General features: G+C 42.2%; 22 protein-coding genes. 7 read left to right on the top strand and 15 right to left on the bottom strand.

What is annotated here, in order from left to right; genetic code table 11:
- The 5 genes from NNJ85_RS08830 to NNJ85_RS08810 are packed head-to-tail and all read right to left on the bottom strand — an operon-like array spanning position 1 to position 4,267.
- Positions 1-2,136, bottom strand: a complete 2,136-nt coding sequence (locus NNJ85_RS08830; protein WP_254475322.1) for a phage tail protein — start codon at positions 2,134-2,136, stop codon at positions 1-3.
- Positions 2,133-2,237: a GpE family phage tail protein gene (locus tag NNJ85_RS09685; protein WP_256387030.1), complete on the bottom strand. Its 105-nt coding sequence runs from the start codon at positions 2,235-2,237 to the stop codon at positions 2,133-2,135. Before NNJ85_RS09685 ends, NNJ85_RS08830 begins: the two co-directional genes overlap by 4 nt.
- 8 nt (positions 2,238-2,245) lie before the next feature.
- Positions 2,246-2,530, bottom strand: coding sequence for a phage tail assembly protein (locus tag NNJ85_RS08820; protein ID WP_254475320.1), 285 nt, complete (start codon positions 2,528-2,530; stop codon positions 2,246-2,248).
- Position 2,531: 1 nt separating this feature from the next.
- On the bottom strand, positions 2,532-3,038 hold the full coding sequence (locus NNJ85_RS08815; protein WP_254475319.1) for a phage major tail tube protein: 507 nt from the start codon (positions 3,036-3,038) through the stop codon (positions 2,532-2,534).
- A complete protein-coding gene (locus NNJ85_RS08810) occupies positions 3,038-4,267 on the bottom strand; it encodes a phage tail sheath subtilisin-like domain-containing protein (protein WP_254475317.1) in 1,230 nt (409 codons plus the stop codon). Before NNJ85_RS08810 ends, NNJ85_RS08815 begins: the two co-directional genes overlap by 1 nt.
- Positions 4,268-4,621: 354 nt before the next feature.
- Between NNJ85_RS08810 and NNJ85_RS08805 the strand changes: the two genes are divergently transcribed.
- From NNJ85_RS08805 to NNJ85_RS08790, 4 genes are all read left to right on the top strand, one after another.
- Positions 4,622-4,804 carry a Rha family transcriptional regulator gene (locus tag NNJ85_RS08805; protein ID WP_254475315.1) on the top strand — a complete coding sequence of 61 codons (183 nt, stop codon included), beginning with the start codon at positions 4,622-4,624 and terminating at the stop codon, positions 4,802-4,804.
- A 289-nt stretch (positions 4,805-5,093) separates the two neighbouring features.
- Positions 5,094-5,615, top strand: coding sequence for a Rha family transcriptional regulator (locus NNJ85_RS08800; protein ID WP_254475313.1), 522 nt, complete (start codon positions 5,094-5,096; stop codon positions 5,613-5,615).
- Between the two features lie 177 nt (positions 5,616-5,792).
- A complete protein-coding gene (locus tag NNJ85_RS08795) occupies positions 5,793-6,044 on the top strand; it encodes a type II toxin-antitoxin system Phd/YefM family antitoxin (protein WP_142416285.1) in 252 nt (83 codons plus the stop codon).
- 61 nt (positions 6,045-6,105) lie between these two features.
- Positions 6,106-6,423, top strand: coding sequence for a hypothetical protein (locus tag NNJ85_RS08790; protein ID WP_254475312.1), 318 nt, complete (start codon positions 6,106-6,108; stop codon positions 6,421-6,423).
- A gap of 9 nt (positions 6,424-6,432) precedes the next feature.
- Here NNJ85_RS08790 and NNJ85_RS08785 read toward each other — a convergent pair whose 3' ends face one another.
- From NNJ85_RS08785 to NNJ85_RS08750, 8 genes are all read right to left on the bottom strand, one after another.
- Positions 6,433-6,741 carry a HigA family addiction module antitoxin gene (locus NNJ85_RS08785; RefSeq protein WP_254475310.1) on the bottom strand — a complete coding sequence of 103 codons (309 nt, stop codon included), beginning with the start codon at positions 6,739-6,741 and terminating at the stop codon, positions 6,433-6,435.
- Positions 6,742-6,917: 176 nt separating this feature from the next.
- Positions 6,918-8,246: a Bgr_08870 family protein gene (locus NNJ85_RS08780; protein ID WP_254475308.1), complete on the bottom strand. Its 1,329-nt coding sequence runs from the start codon at positions 8,244-8,246 to the stop codon at positions 6,918-6,920.
- A gap of 14 nt (positions 8,247-8,260) precedes the next feature.
- Entirely contained in the window at positions 8,261-11,404 is a 3,144-nt protein-coding gene (locus NNJ85_RS08775) for a DUF4815 domain-containing protein (RefSeq protein WP_254475306.1), read from the bottom strand.
- A 1-nt stretch (position 11,405) separates the two neighbouring features.
- Positions 11,406-12,512, bottom strand: a complete 1,107-nt coding sequence (locus NNJ85_RS08770; RefSeq protein WP_254475304.1) for a phage tail protein — start codon at positions 12,510-12,512, stop codon at positions 11,406-11,408.
- The gene (locus tag NNJ85_RS08765; protein WP_254475302.1) at positions 12,512-13,336 is read right to left on the bottom strand and encodes a baseplate J/gp47 family protein; all 825 of its coding nucleotides are present in this window, start codon (positions 13,334-13,336) and stop codon (positions 12,512-12,514) included. The genes NNJ85_RS08770 and NNJ85_RS08765 overlap by 1 nt, the downstream gene beginning before the upstream one ends.
- Positions 13,333-13,674: a GPW/gp25 family protein gene (locus tag NNJ85_RS08760; protein WP_254475300.1), complete on the bottom strand. Its 342-nt coding sequence runs from the start codon at positions 13,672-13,674 to the stop codon at positions 13,333-13,335. Before NNJ85_RS08760 ends, NNJ85_RS08765 begins: the two co-directional genes overlap by 4 nt.
- Positions 13,671-14,336 (bottom strand): phage baseplate assembly protein V, encoded by a 666-nt coding sequence (locus NNJ85_RS08755; protein ID WP_254475298.1) that lies wholly within the window; start codon positions 14,334-14,336, stop codon positions 13,671-13,673. The genes NNJ85_RS08760 and NNJ85_RS08755 overlap by 4 nt, the downstream gene beginning before the upstream one ends.
- Positions 14,317-14,859 (bottom strand): hypothetical protein, encoded by a 543-nt coding sequence (locus NNJ85_RS08750; protein ID WP_254475296.1) that lies wholly within the window; start codon positions 14,857-14,859, stop codon positions 14,317-14,319. Before NNJ85_RS08750 ends, NNJ85_RS08755 begins: the two co-directional genes overlap by 20 nt.
- Positions 14,860-14,911: 52 nt before the next feature.
- On the opposite strand from NNJ85_RS08750, the gene NNJ85_RS08745 reads away from it, so the two are divergent.
- Together NNJ85_RS08745 and NNJ85_RS08740 are read left to right on the top strand one after the other, a co-directional pair.
- On the top strand, positions 14,912-15,226 hold the full coding sequence (locus NNJ85_RS08745) for a type II toxin-antitoxin system RelE/ParE family toxin (RefSeq protein WP_254475294.1): 315 nt from the start codon (positions 14,912-14,914) through the stop codon (positions 15,224-15,226).
- Between the two features lie 16 nt (positions 15,227-15,242).
- Positions 15,243-15,557, top strand: coding sequence for a HigA family addiction module antitoxin (locus tag NNJ85_RS08740; protein WP_254475292.1), 315 nt, complete (start codon positions 15,243-15,245; stop codon positions 15,555-15,557).
- A 42-nt stretch (positions 15,558-15,599) separates the two neighbouring features.
- Here the strand turns inward: NNJ85_RS08740 and NNJ85_RS08735 are convergent, their stop codons facing one another.
- The gene (locus NNJ85_RS08735) at positions 15,600-15,878 is read right to left on the bottom strand and encodes a hypothetical protein (RefSeq protein WP_254475290.1); all 279 of its coding nucleotides are present in this window, start codon (positions 15,876-15,878) and stop codon (positions 15,600-15,602) included.
- Positions 15,875-16,603 (bottom strand): phage regulatory protein/antirepressor Ant, encoded by a 729-nt coding sequence (locus NNJ85_RS08730; RefSeq protein WP_254475288.1) that lies wholly within the window; start codon positions 16,601-16,603, stop codon positions 15,875-15,877. Before NNJ85_RS08730 ends, NNJ85_RS08735 begins: the two co-directional genes overlap by 4 nt.
- Before the next feature lie 415 nt (positions 16,604-17,018).
- Here NNJ85_RS08730 and NNJ85_RS08725 point away from each other — a divergent pair, with 415 nt between their 5' ends.
- Complete coding sequence (locus NNJ85_RS08725; RefSeq protein ID WP_254475286.1) at positions 17,019-17,384, top strand: helix-turn-helix domain-containing protein; 366 nt, start codon at positions 17,019-17,021, stop codon at positions 17,382-17,384.
- The last annotated feature ends 1 nt before the right edge of the window (position 17,385 follow it).

Genomic DNA, 17,385 nt, shown 5'->3' with positions numbered 1-17,385 from the left:
TTAATCCGAAAGGCTAGAAGCGATAGCCAAACGCTGTTGTTTGGCATAGTGTTCAAGGGCTTGATTGACGGCGGCGCGGATTTCGTCTTTTAAACCATTGGGAACAGAAATATTTAAATTTGAAATCATCACGCGGGCATCGATTTCTACCGGCTTATGAACGGTAATGGGCTCTGGAACTTTGAAAGATTCAACCTTTACATTTGTCGCCTGCATTTGTCCTGTTTCGACTATGCCTTTATTAGAACTGCTCTTACCTTTTCCAGATGGAGCATTGGGAACAATGGCTGTATCAAGCATTTTTTTGACGGGAGCTTTGGTTTCATCGTTAAGGGTTTTAATGGTTTGGGTTGAATTTTTGTCGATTGTAGCCTTAAATCCTAGCTTTTCTCTCATCCAGTTTGGCATCCAACTGGTTAATCCATCTATATTGTTGCTAAACCAATCGGATAGAGCATTCCATTTGCTTTTGATGCCTTCCCAAAGTCCGTTAATCAGATTGGTTCCTGCGGCCATTAAATCGATCCCAAACAGCCATTTAATGAGGTCATTGATTTTTTTTGCAATCCAAGAGAGGGGTGAAAACTTTTTAAAGAGACTAAAGAGGTTATTAAAAACAGTACTACATAAGTTGGCAAAAGAATTCCACAAGTTGCGTAAGAAATTCATGACCGTATCCCAATTTTTGTAGAGCAGATATCCAATTCCAATAAGGGCTGCAATACCAGCCATTATCCAGCCTATGGGGGTTGTCATGATGGCAATACCAAGCGATATAAAAGCGGAACCAACAGCAGTTATTGCTGGAATAAGTGAAGCGACAAGACTTACCGCGAGACCGGCAACTGCGGAAGCAGCTGGAACCATTGCTGCAATGAATGATCCGATAAGAACGGCTCCAACTGCGGCTAAAGATGCTGCTACCCAGCCATTGAGTTTATCCCAACTTTTATAAAGTACAACGAGGACAGCAATACCGCCAATGAGCCAACCGATAGGGGTGGTCATCATAGCATAGCCAAGGCTAACAAACGCTACTCCTACGGCTGCTAATGCGGCAATGAGCGGACCAAAAATAAAGGAACCAAGGGCGACAAGACCCACTTTAAAAAGGGTTATTTCACCAATTAAGGGCTCTAGCCATTGGAACCAGCCTTTAATCCTCTCTGTGAGATCACTGATACCTTTTCTTAAATCAGAGGTAGGATTAAGCAAATCTTGCAAGACTTGTTTTAAGGTTTTAGCCCAGCTTGCCACGGTTGTTTGAATGAGGTCACGGTTTTCATCAATCAATTTTGAAAATGCATCAATTAAATCATTGATCACGGGCATGAAGCGTGCGCCAATAAAGTTTGCGATACCGCCTATTTTTTTCTTAAAAGCACCAAGCTTATCACTTAAATCTGCTGCATAGCGTGCAACATCGGCACCAAGGAGCCATTTTCCTTTTCTCGCCTTTGCAAAGAGTTCTTTAATGGGCGCCATGCCTTGTGAGAGCATGGATGCCATCTCTTTACCATCTCCACCAAACAGTAAGGCAGCAATGTGCTGTCTTTGTGCTTGATTTTTCATCTTACTCATTTTTTCGGTAATTTCTTCTAGTAAGAGAGAATTTGATTTGAGTTTGCCAGAAGCGTTTTTGACAGAAATGCCGAGCGCTTCAAATCCCATCATGCCTCTTTTTTGTCCAGCATATGCTTGCGCAGAACGCCTATTTAAGGTTGCCAAGGATTGTTGAAAGAGTTCGGCAGAATATCCTGAATTATCGGCTGCATCACCCCATAATTGAAGGGCTGTGACACTCATTCCTAAATGGCGTGAGGCATGGTAGAGACTATCACCCATATGCATGGTTTTCATGGTAACGGCGGTCAAGCTTGCCACAAGACCACCCGCAGCAAGCCCTAAGACACCGGTAAAGACCGAAGCACGACTTGCAGCCACACTAAGAGCCCCTTGAACGCCATGAAGGCTTTTTGTCATGTTTTTTACAGCAGCAGAAAAGCGCGGAATACGCAAACTATGGGATAATGTTTTTGATAAATTGTCGAATTCCTTTTGCACACGTTTTAAAGGCACGGTGAGTTTGTCTTCAAGAGACAACTTGACCTTTGCATCGGCAACTTTTTTACTCATTTTGTCTTATACCTTTCTGCTGCTTGTTTTCGCCAAAAGAGCAACTCTCTTGGTTCCATTTCCATCATCTCTGAAAGAGACCAATGGAACACAATGGCAATATCGGCAATCAGTTTAGCGGCGGTTTCCCAGTCAAGGTTTCCCGCCGTTTGATAAAAGATTCCAAAATTTCTCCAATACTCGATAAGTCATTGATATCGAGTTCACTGATAGCGTCATGTGGCCATTCAGAAAGGCGTGCAATCATAGCGATTGTTTGCTCTACACCTTCTTTTTTATCAATAGCTTGCAAATCTTTTGTTTTGGGGCGGCGTAAAGTAATTTCGGTGTGTTCTTTTCCTTCAAAGGTAATAGGGATAAGCAATTGATGGGTAACACTTTGTTGTATAGTCATTTTATAATCCTATGTTTTCTCTGTGGACTGCGAGTTGATTGACGCCATTGAATTTTCTCACCATATTGAGGACGTCTATCTCAACAATTTCAACGTCCTTTTGGACATATTTGAAATATTGCAATGTGAATGTTGCTGTAGAAGTTGCTTTGCCTCCCGGTTGCCATTCTGCCATTTCAAAGCCTTTGCAAAGTCCTCTCATGGTAATGACAACCCCTTCTGCGGGTGTGCCTTGGGCTTGCATTGAACTGCGCAATGAGATGTCAACATCTGTGCGTCCCAACAGCGCCATTAATTCTGGAGAACAATCAGAAATGGTCATGGTAAGGGAGAGAGTTTCAAGACCAAGATCAACCTCAATGGCACTATCCATGCCGCCGCCGCGATAACTTTCAACGACCAAATTCAAGTTCGGGAGGGTGACGCTTTCACACTTTGCTTGATAGGGAATACCGTCGACAAAAATGTTAAAATATTTCAAAACTCTTGGTAAAACAGGAATAGTCATTAAAAGATCTCCTCTAGGTAATCATTGATGATTTGTGAACGGAAGGTGATGTGTTCTGCGGGTGTTGTGGGCGTGAATTCCACATTGAAATAGACTCTGCCATCTTCAATAGCACTTGCTGTGTTAAGCTCTAGATCTGGTGTACAGCGTCCGCCAAGAATGGCGCCTTGTGCTTTTAAATCACGCAAATAAGCATTGACGCTTTCACTCACATCATTCAGATAGGTCTTTTTGATATTGCGGTCGACCGCCCATAGATGTCCGCGCAAAATAGCATCATTGATCATATCTGCGGTGCGTACTACCGATAAAAAGGCAAATTTTGTATCGCTTGAAAGCGTGCGATTGCCCCAGAGGCGATAACCGTTTTCACGGATGATGGTGGTGATGTTTTGTTCGTTAAGAAGGTTAGCGCGGCTTGCACGATCACCAATAGAAAAATCAATGGGGCGCGCAGTTCCTACAATTCCATTGATCACTTTATTGGAAGGGGAATGCCAAAAACCATTAGCAAAATCATTTTTAGCAATGACACCAGCAACCGCTGCACTTGCTGGCTCTTCTAAGATCTTGCCATTGCGATTAACTTTGACAAATGGATCAATGAGAAGGGCGCGTTTGGAATCAAAATCCTTTGCTGCACTGAGTGTTGCTTCATCTGTCGTGTTGGGGGCATCAAGCACTACAATCGCGCGCAAACGTTCAGCAATGCCAATCAGTTCTGCTGCAACGGGGTTAGAGGTTGTACTGATCTCAGTTTTGGCGCTATCACTCGTTCCATCAGTGGTTACACTGGAAGGGCGTTGATGGGTAAAGCCTGGAGCAATCAGAATACGTGGTGTTTGTCCCACAACAGATTGTGCTCCAATGAAAGCATGAACACCTTCATAGGCGCCATGTTCGTTCACACCACCTAGAATATTGGTGAGTGTTGCTTCTTCATTGTCTCCTTCTTTCACACGGATAACGACGACAATGGCTCCCACTTGCTTGAAAATAAGATCAAGGGCATTGGGTAAAGTACCGCGTCGTTTGCCTGTTTTGTCCAGTTTTGCGGCTTGTGAAAGAGAGCCTGCGACCAAAACCGGTGTGTTAAGAGGAAAGGCTTGTTCATCTGCATCGGGTGCTGTGCCGATAATTCCGATAACGCCAGACTGAACTGCACGAAGGGGGCGTGTGCCGTCATCAACCTCGATGACTTCAACACCGTGTAGAAAACCTGTTGCCATTTTATGCTCCTTTAAAATAGTGGCGAATGAAATGAAGATGAAAAAATGAGAGTTGAAAGTCGCTCTTGAGAACGACTTGACAAAATATTTAAAACCGTTAGATTCATATAAAGGTGCTTCAAAAACACCTTAAAACAACAAGCGGATTGGTTGCCGAAATAACTGATCATCTGCAAACTAAAAGCTTTGACTCATTGTATGCTGTACGCATATAATAATGTTTGTCGGGTGTGGTTATGTTATACAATACCCTTTTAGGGGAAGGCATAACGACGGGCTTGTTGCCGTGTTTTTGAGCGCCCGGCATTCTTTTGAGAGTGTCAATCAAAAACGCCTAACAACAAGGAGTTCATCATGAACAATTTAGTAACAATCAACAGTGATGGTATCGTTGTCACAACCTCTTTAAAAATTGCAGAGGGCGTGGGGAATAGCCACGCTACAGTTATAAAGCTTGTACGTCAAAATATTGAAGACTTTGAAGAATTTGGTTCACTCGCATTTCAAATGCGATCCTTTGAAAACAATAATATGTGAAATAATTTTTTAAAAGCATATTGACACTAATAAACCCTCATGTTATTCGAATCATAAGTGCTAGAAACACTAAACCATTAGCGGATAGGTCACGTAAGATCTCTCCCATGCATTTAAAATACTGATTGTCTTTTATGCTATTATTGGCATATAACGATTTTGTCGGGTGTAGCTATGCTATACAATACCCTTTTAGGGGAAGGCATAGCGACGGACTAATGGCCGTGTTTCTAACGCCCGGCACTCTTGGGGGTGTCAATAGAGACATTAAAACCATTAGGAGTTCATCATGAATAATTTAGTAACAATCAACAGTGATGGTATCGTTGTCACAACCTCTTTAAAAATTGCAGAGGGCGTGGGGAATACGCATAAAACAGTTATACAGTTAGTACGCAATAATCGTAAGGATTTTGAGGAATTTGGTTCACTTGGATTTGAAATCCAAGTGAGTAAAAAAGATGGTAAAGGTGGTCAAAAAAGAGAAGTTGCTATTCTCAATGAACTACAAGCAACCTTACTCATGACGTATATGCGTAACAATGATACGGTGCGTGCGTTTAAAAAAGCTCTTGTTAAAGCTTTCTATGATTTAAAAAATCAGTTGATTGATAATGACCGCGATACACGGTTTTCTTTTCCAAGCAACTGGGATGAGATGTCTTCAACCGAAAAGGCTGTCTATATTTATGGCCCCCTCCATATGCATCTTGTTAAAGCCTTTACGTTAGTGGAGGAGAGCAAACATTATAAAAAACTTGTTGAAGAAGCAAAAAAAGTTTTAGAAAAATCCGTTGTAAAAGCTGCTTAATTAAAAAACATAACCTCTCTTCCCTGCTTCTAAGTGGGGAAGAGTTTATTAGATTCCCTCTGAGAACGGCTTATTCCAATTACAAAAGGGTACTTTTTTCTCCAGTACGTTGTAAAAAATCTTTACATAATACATATTATACGTACAATACGTATTATCTATTAAAGGTCTGTACTGATGAAAAAATATAGTTTTACAGATGTAAATCGCGGGGCAGGTGATATTTTAGACGAGGCGATGTCAAAGCCTGTTGCTTTAACGAAACGAGGGCGTGAAAAAATCATTATGCTTCCTGTTGATTTATATCATGAATTAATAAAAGCGCGCTCTCACGCACAATCTTTTTCTTATGCAGATGCACCTCAAAATATATTAGACGATTTAGATCATGGTTTAGATGACATTTTAAATAGTGATGAACATGTTTAAAGCAGGGGATGTTGTTCGATATTATTATTTATGGCACGAATAAGCGCAAAACGGTGAACATTTGGGGCGTAAAGCGCGTCCTTCGTGCGTTATGGTCAAAACTGAAAAGCATCTTTTTTTGTTTCCTATCACTTCTCAAGAACCTCATGATTTGCAGTATAGCGTAAAGGTACCTGAGATAGAATGTCAGCGTGCGGGTTTGCAAAAGCAATCTTGGGTACGTGTTGATGAATTTAATGTTGTTCCTTGCGAATCTTTGTTTGACTTTGAAGATTTGAAGCCACAAGGGCGTTTTAGCCTTGCTTTCATGCGTAAAATTGCAGTTAAAATTAAAGAAGTTAAAGCAATAAAACCACTTGGGAAAGTTTCTAGAGACTGAGTAATACACTTAAACAGTGTGGAGTACCGGAATTTTGCTCACATCTGTTTCACGCTCTGCATGCCAAGCATCATAATTGGCTTGCATACGTAACCATATGCCTGCTCCATTCCCAAACATCTTTCCAAGACAAGCCGAAAGAGAAGGGGAGATAGGCTTTTTTGCCTTTAGAATATCGCAAAGATGTTGGTGTGATATACCGAGCATTTGTGCGATTTCTGAATTTGTTTTTCCAGTTTCTGGAATAATATCTGCTAAAAGCTCTCCTGGATGAGTAGGGCAGCGGTTTTTATCTCTTTGTGCAGGAATGCCATTCATAATTGTATCCTTTCTTCATAAAGCGAATACGAAGTTTAAATTCTATTGCCATTTTGCTCTCCAAATCAATGGAGAGACAATAACAATTAAAAGCACTCTTTCATAAGACTGACAGTGTCAGTCAAAAAAAGCCCTTTAAAAGGGTTTTGAAAGAGTGATAAAAAAACTTTAAAAACTTATACAAAAACCTTTAATTTAACTGCGCCATCTCCACCCCGTCCAGCACCACTTGCTGTTCCATCCTCGCCATCTCGATACCCGCCGCCCCCGCCACCGCCATTGCCTAATTCAGCACCATTTCCTCCATTGCCACCATACTGGCTTTTTCCACCATTACCTCCATTATTAGGTACATGACCACTACCTCCACTACCACCCCCACCTGCACCACCATAGCTACTATCCCCCCCATTACCACCACGACCATTATTGGTACCACCGCCACCGCCTCCTCCTCCTTGCCATGCATGGCTTTTTCCTGAAAAACCACTCTCGTTGTTGGAAATATAGCCACTACCACCTGAAACGCCACCGCCACTATTCCCACCAATATAACCGTTATTCCCCTTACCACCTCGTGCTGTAAGAATAGAACCAACTAGCGTATTACCACCATTAACACCATTTCCATATCCGCCTTTTCCAATAGTCACTACATCATTATTCTGTAATTGGCGTTTTTGAATCTTTAAAGAAATACATTCACCACCACCTCCTCCTCCACGTTGGCCTCCGCTACCTCCTCCTCCCCAAGCCATGATTTCAATATCAGTGTCATCTGTCACCCCATCAGGCCAAGGAATATTACCACTCTGCAACATGGTGATTTCAATGTATTCTTCTTTACGCTTTTTGATTAAAGCATCTAAAAGAGCATCTACTTGCGCCTTGGTATAAACAAGATCACCATCGACTCTCAAAGGTCCTTTAAGTAAGCTTCCGCTTGTACTTAAGTTAGTGACCACTTTGTTGTTATGGGTAGTAATATTCAATGATGAGTTTCCCAACAGTTCCAAATCGCCACTCATAGTGACTTTACTGGTAAACTTGTTGTAACTTTGCCATTCATTGGCTTGTTTTAAGCGCCCATAGCTGGTCAGATCTTCATTGATCTTGGCTCTAAAGTCATCAAGCCCCACGATATCTTCTGTTTTATGTTGATGGGTGCCTAACAGAGAGATGGCACTGCCAAAGGTAAAATTATTGTTGCCTGATTTATAAAGCACATAGTTATTTGCGGCATCTTTTGCGCCCTCGATATCGCTTAAATCAGCAAAAGTGAAGGTTTTATTCGCTGCCATCTTGCCATTAAGAGCGCTTTCTAGCCCCGTCACATCATTGATTGTATGGGTGTGTTGTAAAGAGGCTTTTTCGTCTGTTTTTTCCACAATAGCTATAAGGGCTTGATCAAGTTTGCCTAAATTTTCACGTAAAATGGGGAATTCAGAACTGATAAAACGTCCTTCTTGAGGCAATTCCATGTCGAGTTTTTTAGTTTTTGTCATCTCTCATTCTCCCATCATATGATGCCGGCACCAAAATCACACACCATAGACCGCGCGGCGGGTCCACCGGTAATGGTGAGTTTTAAGCGTGCTTGTCGTGCTGTTTTCTCACCACTGATAAATTTACGCTCTGTGAGGAGAGGCTCCGATAACTGTTCTGTCTCGTCGAGTTTCAAAGGCGTAAAAGCACCATCATCCAGTTGCATCTCGAGGGTGAATGAAGAACCACCCGGCAAGAAGGTTTTGATATAGCTGGTCAATCTTGCCTTTTCCCCAAAGGCAAAAGCCCGTGTGACATAGGTTGCTTGCCTGTGAATCTTTCCTGCAATCAATTGCACAGGGGCAAATAAGACCGGCGAGAGCTTCTCTGTGCCTTTGAGAATGGCGCGAAGCTTGACTTTTTCATTGATATATTCGGTCAGACTAAGCAATTGAAAGGGCAGCAGTTGATAAACTGTACCGTTGTTTCTTTCAATTTCAAAGATGACAGAACAATCGCTTGAAGGCAATTCAATGGCTGCACGGATTTGCAAATCAGAGCAATCCACAAGATCAAAGGTGCCTAAATCCACCGTTTTTTCTGTTTGCCTATAGCGGGCGGCCAACACCCGAAATGCCAAGGCTTCATCTTGATGCGCTGTCCAACTCTGCGCATTAACAGAGGAAAAGCGCGGTCCCGTCACATAAGGGTGGCTTGAAACATATCTTTGGTGCTCTTTATCAAAATCCCCAAGTTTGGCAAGTGAAACAGAATGATCCCCATCATCAGTTTTAAGCACAAAGGCGGTCAGACGATCATCGGGCACTAACAAAGGAACAGCGTAGCGTGCGCTCGCCCAGCCGGTTTTAGCGCCCTTCATGGAATAGGAGGTTTGGGCTTGAATATCGGCGGTAGGATAGCCGTTTTCGGTGGTCACCAAATCAATCACGAGATCATGGGCTTGATTGCCAATTTTACAAAGATGGAAATCAATCCCAGTGATTTGCCGTGTTTCATCGGGGGTAAAGACTTGCGCTTGCGGATCATAGGCTGTCCATATTTTTACCGTGGTGGTGCGTCGCATCACTTTTACATCAATCACGCCTTGTCCGGTAAAAAGCCCCGTTGCTGTTGTTCCACCTTTCCCTTGTGCCACAACATTTTTTGTCCCAGCGGGAATGTTTGGAGGAATCTTGAAACTCCCTTCAAGGGTGCCTTTGCTATCGGCACTAAGGCGGCTTGTTGGCAAGACATTCACGCCATCAAAGCTAAGACTGTCCAAGATTTCGCCACTGCCAAAGCCTTCAATCTTAAAGTTCAACGGAATTTGTCTTAAAAAATCGATTTGCTCCCTTGTTGTATTCACCAAATCATCACTGATTTCTGTCTTAACGATGCTTCTCCCACGGTTCCAGCCCATATTGAGTTGATTGGTCACACCAGAGAGCCAATCGGTGCGTTCAACATGCCAAAAGTCTGTCGCGGGGGTCAGGGTGACTGTTCCAGGGAGAGGCGCAAAATTTTGATAAGGATTGATCTTTTCACAAGCGGTTGTCAATTCTTGCGCAATGATCACTTCATTGGTCCAGTCAAGGGTGACAGGGGTGTTCAAGGGGGCAGTATAAAAAGTTGGATCAATAGCAAGCTGTAAAATACCGTTTCCCACAGCCCCTGTTTGTTCAAAACCTTCGTCTCTATAACTGTCATCGAGAAAAGGGTCTGCAAACATGCCTTTTTTAGCAACAGGCTCTTTGGAATCCACATTGCTTTTAATGCGCTCTAATTGCATGAGGCGGTCAAGGGAGAGCACCCGTTGAAAATAACGCCACATCTCATCATAGGGGGCAACACGTGTGCCATCATTTTTCACACGCGGTACATCAATCCAGTTATTGGTAATGGTGGCAAGGGAGAGCACATCTTCAGGAACGCTTGGCGCCATGGGTTGGTCTGCCGAAACCCCTTTGATATAGACAACATCACCTCCTATATTCAGTCCAATACGGTCAATGCGGGGCAATTTGTAAGAGTAATTCACAATAATATCACCCCCCTCAGCACCTCCTGAGACAGTGATTTCTTGTGCTGTGACTTTATCGGCTTTTACACTTGCACGGTATCGATAGGTTACTTTATAGCTACTGCCAGGGAGAGGTTCGTCGCCTACAGGAGCCCAATCAATGGTGTCTCCGGTTTTTTTAAAGTCCTTGCCTTCTTTAAATTCCTTACCTCCTTGCACAATTTTAAGAAAAGCAGTGATACTTTTGTCAGGAACGCCGTCACGCCCAGATGTAATAGCCCCGCGGGTCACGTTAACGGTTTTTTCTTTCGTCAATAAAATAGAATGAACAGCCGCAATGGGAGCGTAATAGGTTTTAAAGGTAAAGCTTTTTTCTTGATTTTTAGGCGCAAAAATATGGGTTTCACTAGGAACTTCGCTTGTTGAAAAGTCTTCTACCTCTTCATGGCGCAAAGCAGCTAAGCGTTTGCGTTTAAAGCCGTTGATATTGGCTTCTCCCTCTTGGATACTGAACACTTGCTTTTGTCCCTCTTGTCCCAAAGCTGTGACACGGCAACCATTCACGATATAATGTCCATGGGCGCGGTCGTACGTCGCAATAGCTTGCATGGCTGGTTCAAGCAGTGAGGGTGATTTTTGATCAATGAGAACACCATCTTGTAAAATGTAAACGGGGTAAAATGTGCCTTCTTGTTCATCATCTTTGAGAGCCCAGACAAGTTTTGCCACCTCACGGGCGGCACCAGGCTCTCCTTCTGCTAAAGACCCCGGAACTTGCCCCAAGAGCTGTGGATCATCTTCATATGTCACCCAGCTTTTTTGAAGCTTCACACCGATTTCCATCCGTCCAACCATGGAAACATTCTCTAAGACGGCATTTGAGACAGGAAAAATATCGCCGGCGATATAAATCTTGCCCTCTGTTAAAGTGACCGTCTTTGTATCTTTGTTCACAAAAGCATCTGCTCGTTCAACGCGGTCTCCTTCTTGTGCTACAAGGCGCCCCAAACGGTTATGGCGTCCTTTGATGATGGTTTGCATTTCATTGAGTTCAGCCGATTGCAGAAAAGGGCGCTGTCCATAAAACACAACGCTTTGTTGTTCATCTTTGCCAACGGATCTGTCAATTGCAAAAGGCAAGCCACTTTCATGCTTCATATTAAAACCTCAATAAAATCTTGAATTGTTCGCGAACATCTGCGCGCAAAGGAATATCGACGGGTGTTTTAAGGATCTCTACACCCCCATTTAGTTCACCCTCGTCACACCAAAGTTTGCCAACGGGTGTCTGTTCTGCACATGTACCATGAACGAGCAGGGAAACAGAGGCGGCTTGTTTGTCCTCAACATCCCGAAAATCTGTACGCGCGGCAAGAAACAGCATGGTGCCAGTTTTCGAAGGGTTAAATCTGTTTCCACAATGGCTGTAAACACCCTCTAAAGCTTGTTCAACAGGCGCCACAGCATAGCATCTGCGATAACCAATCAGAGCGTTGTTTGTATCTCTTAAAGCCAGATAAAGCGTGCGGTTTTGGAACCATTCTGCCATGAGCATATCGCGTTCATGTTTTTTAACCGAACACCATGGAAAATTTGCCAAATCCCATGGATAATCAATTTGATCCCAGCTTAACTCCTCATCGAAATCATCAATCCAGTTACCAATGAGTTTGCCTTCTTCTTTTGTGAGAACGTGGTTGATTTCTGTCGTGCGCCCAAAAGAAAACAGTGTGCCAAGAGCTGTTACGGGGATGCCACTCTCAAAATCCAGCATGCACTCATCAAGCCTTGACATATTAGTTTCCATAGCCCCCACATCATAACCAATGACACCGCGGCGAAAATCAGAACGCAAGCTTTTGGAAAGGTTGACAATCGCTTCAATAGACTCAAGATCATCTCGTTCGGGAAGGTGATCAAATTCGAGTTGAAAGGAATTCCACCATGCACGCTCTGTCCACGCGGGTGTAAAGTGTACTGAGAGTCCAAGCCATTGAAGCCCCATATCAATTGCCGCTACAGAGCCACGTATCCGCTGCCATTCCAGCCCTTGGTCAAGAAGATCATAGAGGTTTGGAACATAAGGGGTAAGTTCTCCAAGCCCATATTCTTCAATCAACCATGGCAAGAAACGGGGAGGGCGTGTGATCAGTTTAGAGCGTGAAATCCCCAAAACAGAACCATCAACATCTTGATGAAAATCGCAAACATCAGCAAGGCGCCTTTCAAATTCCGTTGCATTTGTTGGGAGGAGGGAGGAAAGCATTAGCGTGCTCGCCCTTTAAAGTTTAAGGTGATCTTGCCAATGGATAACACTTCTTCGTCTAAAACAGCGTTGTCTGTTGTAGGTTCAACGGCAATGACTTTTTGCACACCAGGGATCATCAGTTTTGAAATCCACCAAGAGAGGCTTAATTCGCGCCCAAGAGCTTGTTCTTGTTTCCAAGCGGTGCGTAAGTTGGCTTCCATTTGGGTTAAAACCGTGAGTGCCGTTTCTGGTAACAGCCAAACATCTGCTTTCAAGTCCACAACTTTTGAAACAGCTGCATGCACAAGTATGGTGTCATTGGTCATGATGACATTTTTATCGTGAAGCGCTTGTGAGACTTTGTCTAGCAAGTCTTGGCTTGCGGTTTCTTCTTCATTATTGCCAAAAACAGCAACATGAATGGTTGGATTTTTGCCCTTCCGGTAAATAATGGCATCCTTTACGCGATTATCTGCGGATAAAGCAATAAATTTGTAATAAGGCTCTGTTCCACTGCCTTTGCCACTGCGGGTACGAAGTCTTATGCGTTCGCGGTATCTGTCATCACTCTCACCATCCATGCGTTGAATCCCGTGCCAATCGCCCAAAGCATCAAGGGAATTGCCTGTAGCAAAATCAAGAATATTATTGCGTGCGGCTTCGTTAATGCGTTGTCTTAAAAGCAGTTCTCGATAGCTAAAAGCTTCAATAATTTTTAAAGCAGGGTCACTTTCTAAAAAAATGTAGCGAGGCAAAAGTTCTTTTAAATGTTCAATATTTGCCGCGCGGATTTCTTCAAAGGAAAGTTCTGAGATGATTTCGGGATTGGCAAGGTTCTTCATTGTATCAGTATTCCTTCCATGGTAATGGGCTTGCCGGATGGCAAATAAATGCCTGCAAAGGATAAGGATACTTTTCCATCTTCACTCCTTTTAAAATCAATCTTTTTCAGCTTAAAACGGGGTTCCCACTTGTCTAACGCTTCAGCAACGGCGGCATAAAGGGCAACGGTAAGCGCATGATTGGCAGGTGCATCAATCAGTTCTGCAATGCGTGAACCATAATCGCGCCGCATCACCCGCGTGCCAATGCGTGTTGTTAAAATATCAAGAATTGATTGGCGCAAATGATCAATACCGGATAAAGGTTTCCCTGTCATACGGTCCATTCCACTATTCATTTTGGACCTCCTGTCATAGCGCCACCAGGAGAAACACCCCCATGAACATGGGTTGCTCCTACATTGGTGCCATTATGCTTTAAATCGCTTGAATGAAGAGCAATGCCATCATCCGCATGGAGTGAAATCCTCCTGCCTGCTTTCAGAGCAATGGCTTTTTCTGCGTTTAAATTCAGATCACCTTTTGAAACAATTTTGATGCCCTCCGGTGCTTGCAGCTCTAATTTCTTGCCAGCCCCTTTTATCGACACACCGTCAGAAATCATGAGATTAAACTTTCCTTCTGATGTGAGATGAAGGGTATAGCTATTTTGTTCATCATCATATTCAATGGTGGTTCCATCTGGATAAAGTGTCTTATGAATATTGCCTTTATCGGCTGCTTGGTTTGCATCCGTGTGAAGTGAACCAACAATTACTCCTTGTGATAAATCGCCAGAGGAAGAGACAACAATAACTTGCTCTCCAACATCACGCCCTTCATAAGAACAGGTTTTACCAGCGCGGGCTTGTGTATCTGGAATCCAATCACTGATCAGATGACCACTCTTTACCCGATAGCGTGCATTTTTATGGTCGACATGGCTAATTTTCCCAACCACCACCATGTTGGCCATGCGTCTTTTTAAATCGGTAATCTCTTTATCGCGTCGCTCTAACATGGGAGTCCTTAATTTTTACGTATTTCTCTTCGTTTTCCACACCGGCTTCGGGTTTAAAACCGACAAGAGGTTCAACAATTTCTGCGGTTGCATTTTCTTCATGAGGCGAGGGAATATTAGTCACATAAGTGACTTCAAAGGTTAAAATGGCACCATGGAGCGCTAGGGCCCCATTATCGCCAAAGGCAAAAGCAATATTTTGCAGGCGGCATGTCTCAACGGTGTTGTTAAGATTGGGATTGGCATGGAAAATCTTCTCAACTTGCCATGCCAATTGATCAACGAAGCACGCTCCGTTTTCTTGTGTGCTATAACATTCAACATCCACTGTTAAGACGCGCCGCCTTAAGCCAAAATCATGTCCATCTTCAATGGTTTCGTTTTGCGTTGAGATATTAATGGCCGGCATTGTTTCAATAAATAAGTTGAAGTCACGCATATTGAAAACATTGTCACTAGCTGTTGTCTTGGCTGCTTTGATCAATCCAACAAATGTTTCTCTTATCGTTTCGCGCGGATGCATGAGTGTTCCTGTTATTTAACATTTATCCTTTTCTTTATATTGGTATCGTGTTATGATACGTAAAAGAACGAATAAAGGTGATTTGGTGATTGAATCTTTTGCTGATAAGCGGTGTAAAGATCTTTTAGAAGGCAATCCGCCCAGAGGCTTTCCCCCTACTCTAGTGCGTATAGCCCAAAGAAAATTGTTTATGCTCGATAAAGCAGTTGATCTTAAAGATTTGCGCAGTCCCCCAGGAAATCGTTTAGAAGCATTGAAAGGAGAGCGTAAAGGTCAATATTCTATTCGTATTAATGACCAGTTTCGTATTTGTTTTGAATGGCGTTCTAATGGCGCCTATGAAGTTGAAATCGTAGATTATCATTGATCTGTAGGAGGTCGAGATGAAAAATTATATTGCTATTCATCCCGGAGAAATTTTACGAGAGGAATATTTAAAAGAATATGCTCTCTCTGCTTATGCTCTTGCAAAAGCATTGAATGTTCCACGCACGAGGATAGAACGTATTGTTGCGGAAAATAGCCCAATAACTCCAGATACAGCTCTTAGATTAGCTTCCTTTTTTGATACGACAGCTGAGTTCTGGCTTAATATGCAAGCTGCTTATGATGTTCATATTTTGCAAGCAGAAAAAGCAGACGAATTTGCCAAAATTAATAAATTCTCCCAAATCAATAAATTTGAATGTACGGTTTAGCCACCTCCCCACCTTTGAAGTGGGGAAGGGGATGTTTTTACCTTAAGCAACCTTTTTAATGGGATTGTCTAAATTGGGTTCATAAGCACGCAACAAAGAATCCATGCTATGTGGTAATTCTGAATCTCCAAAATCTGTAAGAACTGTTAAGATTTTAAGTATACTTGGCATCTCATTTTGAAGCTTTAAAATTAAAGCTTTTTCTATGACACTCATAGTATCCACCAGAGCTGTACAATCTTTGTCACTCATATTTTCATGTCTAGAAAATTGATATAACGCCATCCACAAATCGCATAAAAAGTTAGTATCGATCTTCATTGTACACCTCCATGGATCTGCTCTCTTAAACATGCCAAACCTCTGGAGGTAATTTTTGTCGAAGGCAGTATCTTTTCTGTACCATCTGGTCTTTGAATAGTAATCGCGGGGCAGTCCATAAAACCTTTCTTGATTTTATCTTGATAAGGTAACAAAGGCGCCCCTGGAGAACGTCGATAGACCCAATCATGTTTGCGCAAATAATCAGTTAAATCCTTTGGTCGTACCTCTAACATTTTCGCTGCTTCAATCAAACCAAACAAACCATCAGAACGCTTTAAACCTTCCAAAGCCTCTGCTTTTGGAGCTAATTCAGCAATCACATGATCTTTTTGCTCAATTTGACTTTGTAAGTGATTCAAAACACCAAGTAATACTTGAGGAGTTGAGTAATCGATTTGTGGAACAGCGACTTGTTTTTCCAATTCTTGCCAACGGTCAATTATTTTTGCACGTAAAGCAGTGCTATAACCGGATACAAGAATTAAACATTCACGTTTTGGAAGGTTGTAACAAGGGCGTGTTTCTCCTTTGCTATCAAGATAATAATCGCTAAAATCAACCACCCCAAATTTGGGGGCGTTAAGTTCTTCAAGCATTTTCTTGATATCACGCATAACATGATCATGCCGTTTATCACATAGTTCAGCAATTTCACGACTGGACATAGTCTGAACGGTTGCTTCACTAAAAGTGCTTTCTTTAGTTTCTATGAGAGTGTTCATAGTGAACTCCTTACTACTTAGACGTTTCTTAATGACACTCTAAAAGAGCGCCGGGTGCTAAGAAACACGGTAGTAAGTCCGTCGTTATGTTTTCCCCGTGAGGGTATTTTATGACATAACTACACCCGACAAAATCTTTATATGCTACATACATATAATGAGTCAAAGTCTTTAAATTTGCGGAAGATTAGTTATTTCGGCAACCAATCCGCTTACTATCAAGGTGTTTCTTAGGCACCTGATTCGATTATTCATATCCTTATGATGATGTCAAGTAATAATATTATATTTTATTTTGCTAATGTCGTTTGTTGGCAATCTGTAATTATTGTAAAAAGGCAGTTGATTTATACCTTAATATAAAATATATTCAACTTATTAAGATTAATTATAAATCCTTTGGAGTTCTATTTAGATGCTTACATCCTTTGGTAAAACCATACGAAAACTCCGTATTGATCATGCAGAACGTCTTTTAGATATGGCTGATAAATTAGGTATATCTGTAGCGTTTTTATCTTCTGTCGAGATTGGCAAAAAGTCTGTGCCTATTGGTATGGAAGAAAAGATCATAGAATTATACAATTTAGATCGAGATATGGCTTCTCTCTTAAGAAAAGAGGCTGATGCCTGCCGTAAGAGTTTTACAATAAAGTCTTCTAATTCATCCACAGGTGAACTTGTTGGTATGTTTGCTAGAGTTATAGATAACATTTCTCCAGAAGATGTAGAAAAAATGAAAAAACTGATGAAACAGATAAAAGAAAAAGAAGGTAAATAGA

It is taken from the genome of Bartonella sp. B1098, assembly GCF_944896145.1.
GTDB lineage: Bacteria > Pseudomonadota > Alphaproteobacteria > Rhizobiales > Rhizobiaceae > Bartonella.
Note: the sequence above shows the minus strand (reverse complement) of the source record. Positions and strands in the feature narration are given on the sequence as shown.

Coding starts and splice junctions, on each gene's coding strand:
- NNJ85_RS08775 (WP_254475306.1), bottom strand. CDS start 11,404: ATGAAGCATGAAAGTGGCTTGCCTTTTGCAATTGACAGATCCGTTGGC.
- NNJ85_RS08740 (WP_254475292.1), top strand. CDS start 15,243: ATGAAAAATTATATTGCTATTCATCCCGGAGAAATTTTACGAGAGGAA.
- NNJ85_RS08795 (WP_142416285.1), top strand. CDS start 5,793: ATGAAAAAATATAGTTTTACAGATGTAAATCGCGGGGCAGGTGATATT.
- NNJ85_RS08800 (WP_254475313.1), top strand. CDS start 5,094: ATGAATAATTTAGTAACAATCAACAGTGATGGTATCGTTGTCACAACC.
- NNJ85_RS08805 (WP_254475315.1), top strand. CDS start 4,622: ATGAACAATTTAGTAACAATCAACAGTGATGGTATCGTTGTCACAACC.
- NNJ85_RS08815 (WP_254475319.1), bottom strand. CDS start 3,038: ATGACTATTCCTGTTTTACCAAGAGTTTTGAAATATTTTAACATTTTT.
- NNJ85_RS08820 (WP_254475320.1), bottom strand. CDS start 2,530: ATGACTATACAACAAAGTGTTACCCATCAATTGCTTATCCCTATTACC.
- NNJ85_RS08730 (WP_254475288.1), bottom strand. CDS start 16,603: ATGAACACTCTCATAGAAACTAAAGAAAGCACTTTTAGTGAAGCAACC.
- NNJ85_RS08785 (WP_254475310.1), bottom strand. CDS start 6,741: ATGAATGGCATTCCTGCACAAAGAGATAAAAACCGCTGCCCTACTCAT.
- NNJ85_RS08735 (WP_254475290.1), bottom strand. CDS start 15,878: ATGAAGATCGATACTAACTTTTTATGCGATTTGTGGATGGCGTTATAT.
- NNJ85_RS08745 (WP_254475294.1), top strand. CDS start 14,912: ATGATACGTAAAAGAACGAATAAAGGTGATTTGGTGATTGAATCTTTT.
- NNJ85_RS08810 (WP_254475317.1), bottom strand. CDS start 4,267: ATGGCAACAGGTTTTCTACACGGTGTTGAAGTCATCGAGGTTGATGAC.
- NNJ85_RS08755 (WP_254475298.1), bottom strand. CDS start 14,336: ATGTTAGAGCGACGCGATAAAGAGATTACCGATTTAAAAAGACGCATG.
- NNJ85_RS08830 (WP_254475322.1), bottom strand. CDS start 2,136: ATGAGTAAAAAAGTTGCCGATGCAAAGGTCAAGTTGTCTCTTGAAGAC.
- NNJ85_RS08770 (WP_254475304.1), bottom strand. CDS start 12,512: ATGCTTTCCTCCCTCCTCCCAACAAATGCAACGGAATTTGAAAGGCGC.
- NNJ85_RS08750 (WP_254475296.1), bottom strand. CDS start 14,859: ATGCATCCGCGCGAAACGATAAGAGAAACATTTGTTGGATTGATCAAA.
- NNJ85_RS08725 (WP_254475286.1), top strand. CDS start 17,019: ATGCTTACATCCTTTGGTAAAACCATACGAAAACTCCGTATTGATCAT.
- NNJ85_RS08760 (WP_254475300.1), bottom strand. CDS start 13,674: ATGAATAGTGGAATGGACCGTATGACAGGGAAACCTTTATCCGGTATT.
- NNJ85_RS08780 (WP_254475308.1), bottom strand. CDS start 8,246: ATGACAAAAACTAAAAAACTCGACATGGAATTGCCTCAAGAAGGACGT.
- NNJ85_RS08765 (WP_254475302.1), bottom strand. CDS start 13,336: ATGAAGAACCTTGCCAATCCCGAAATCATCTCAGAACTTTCCTTTGAA.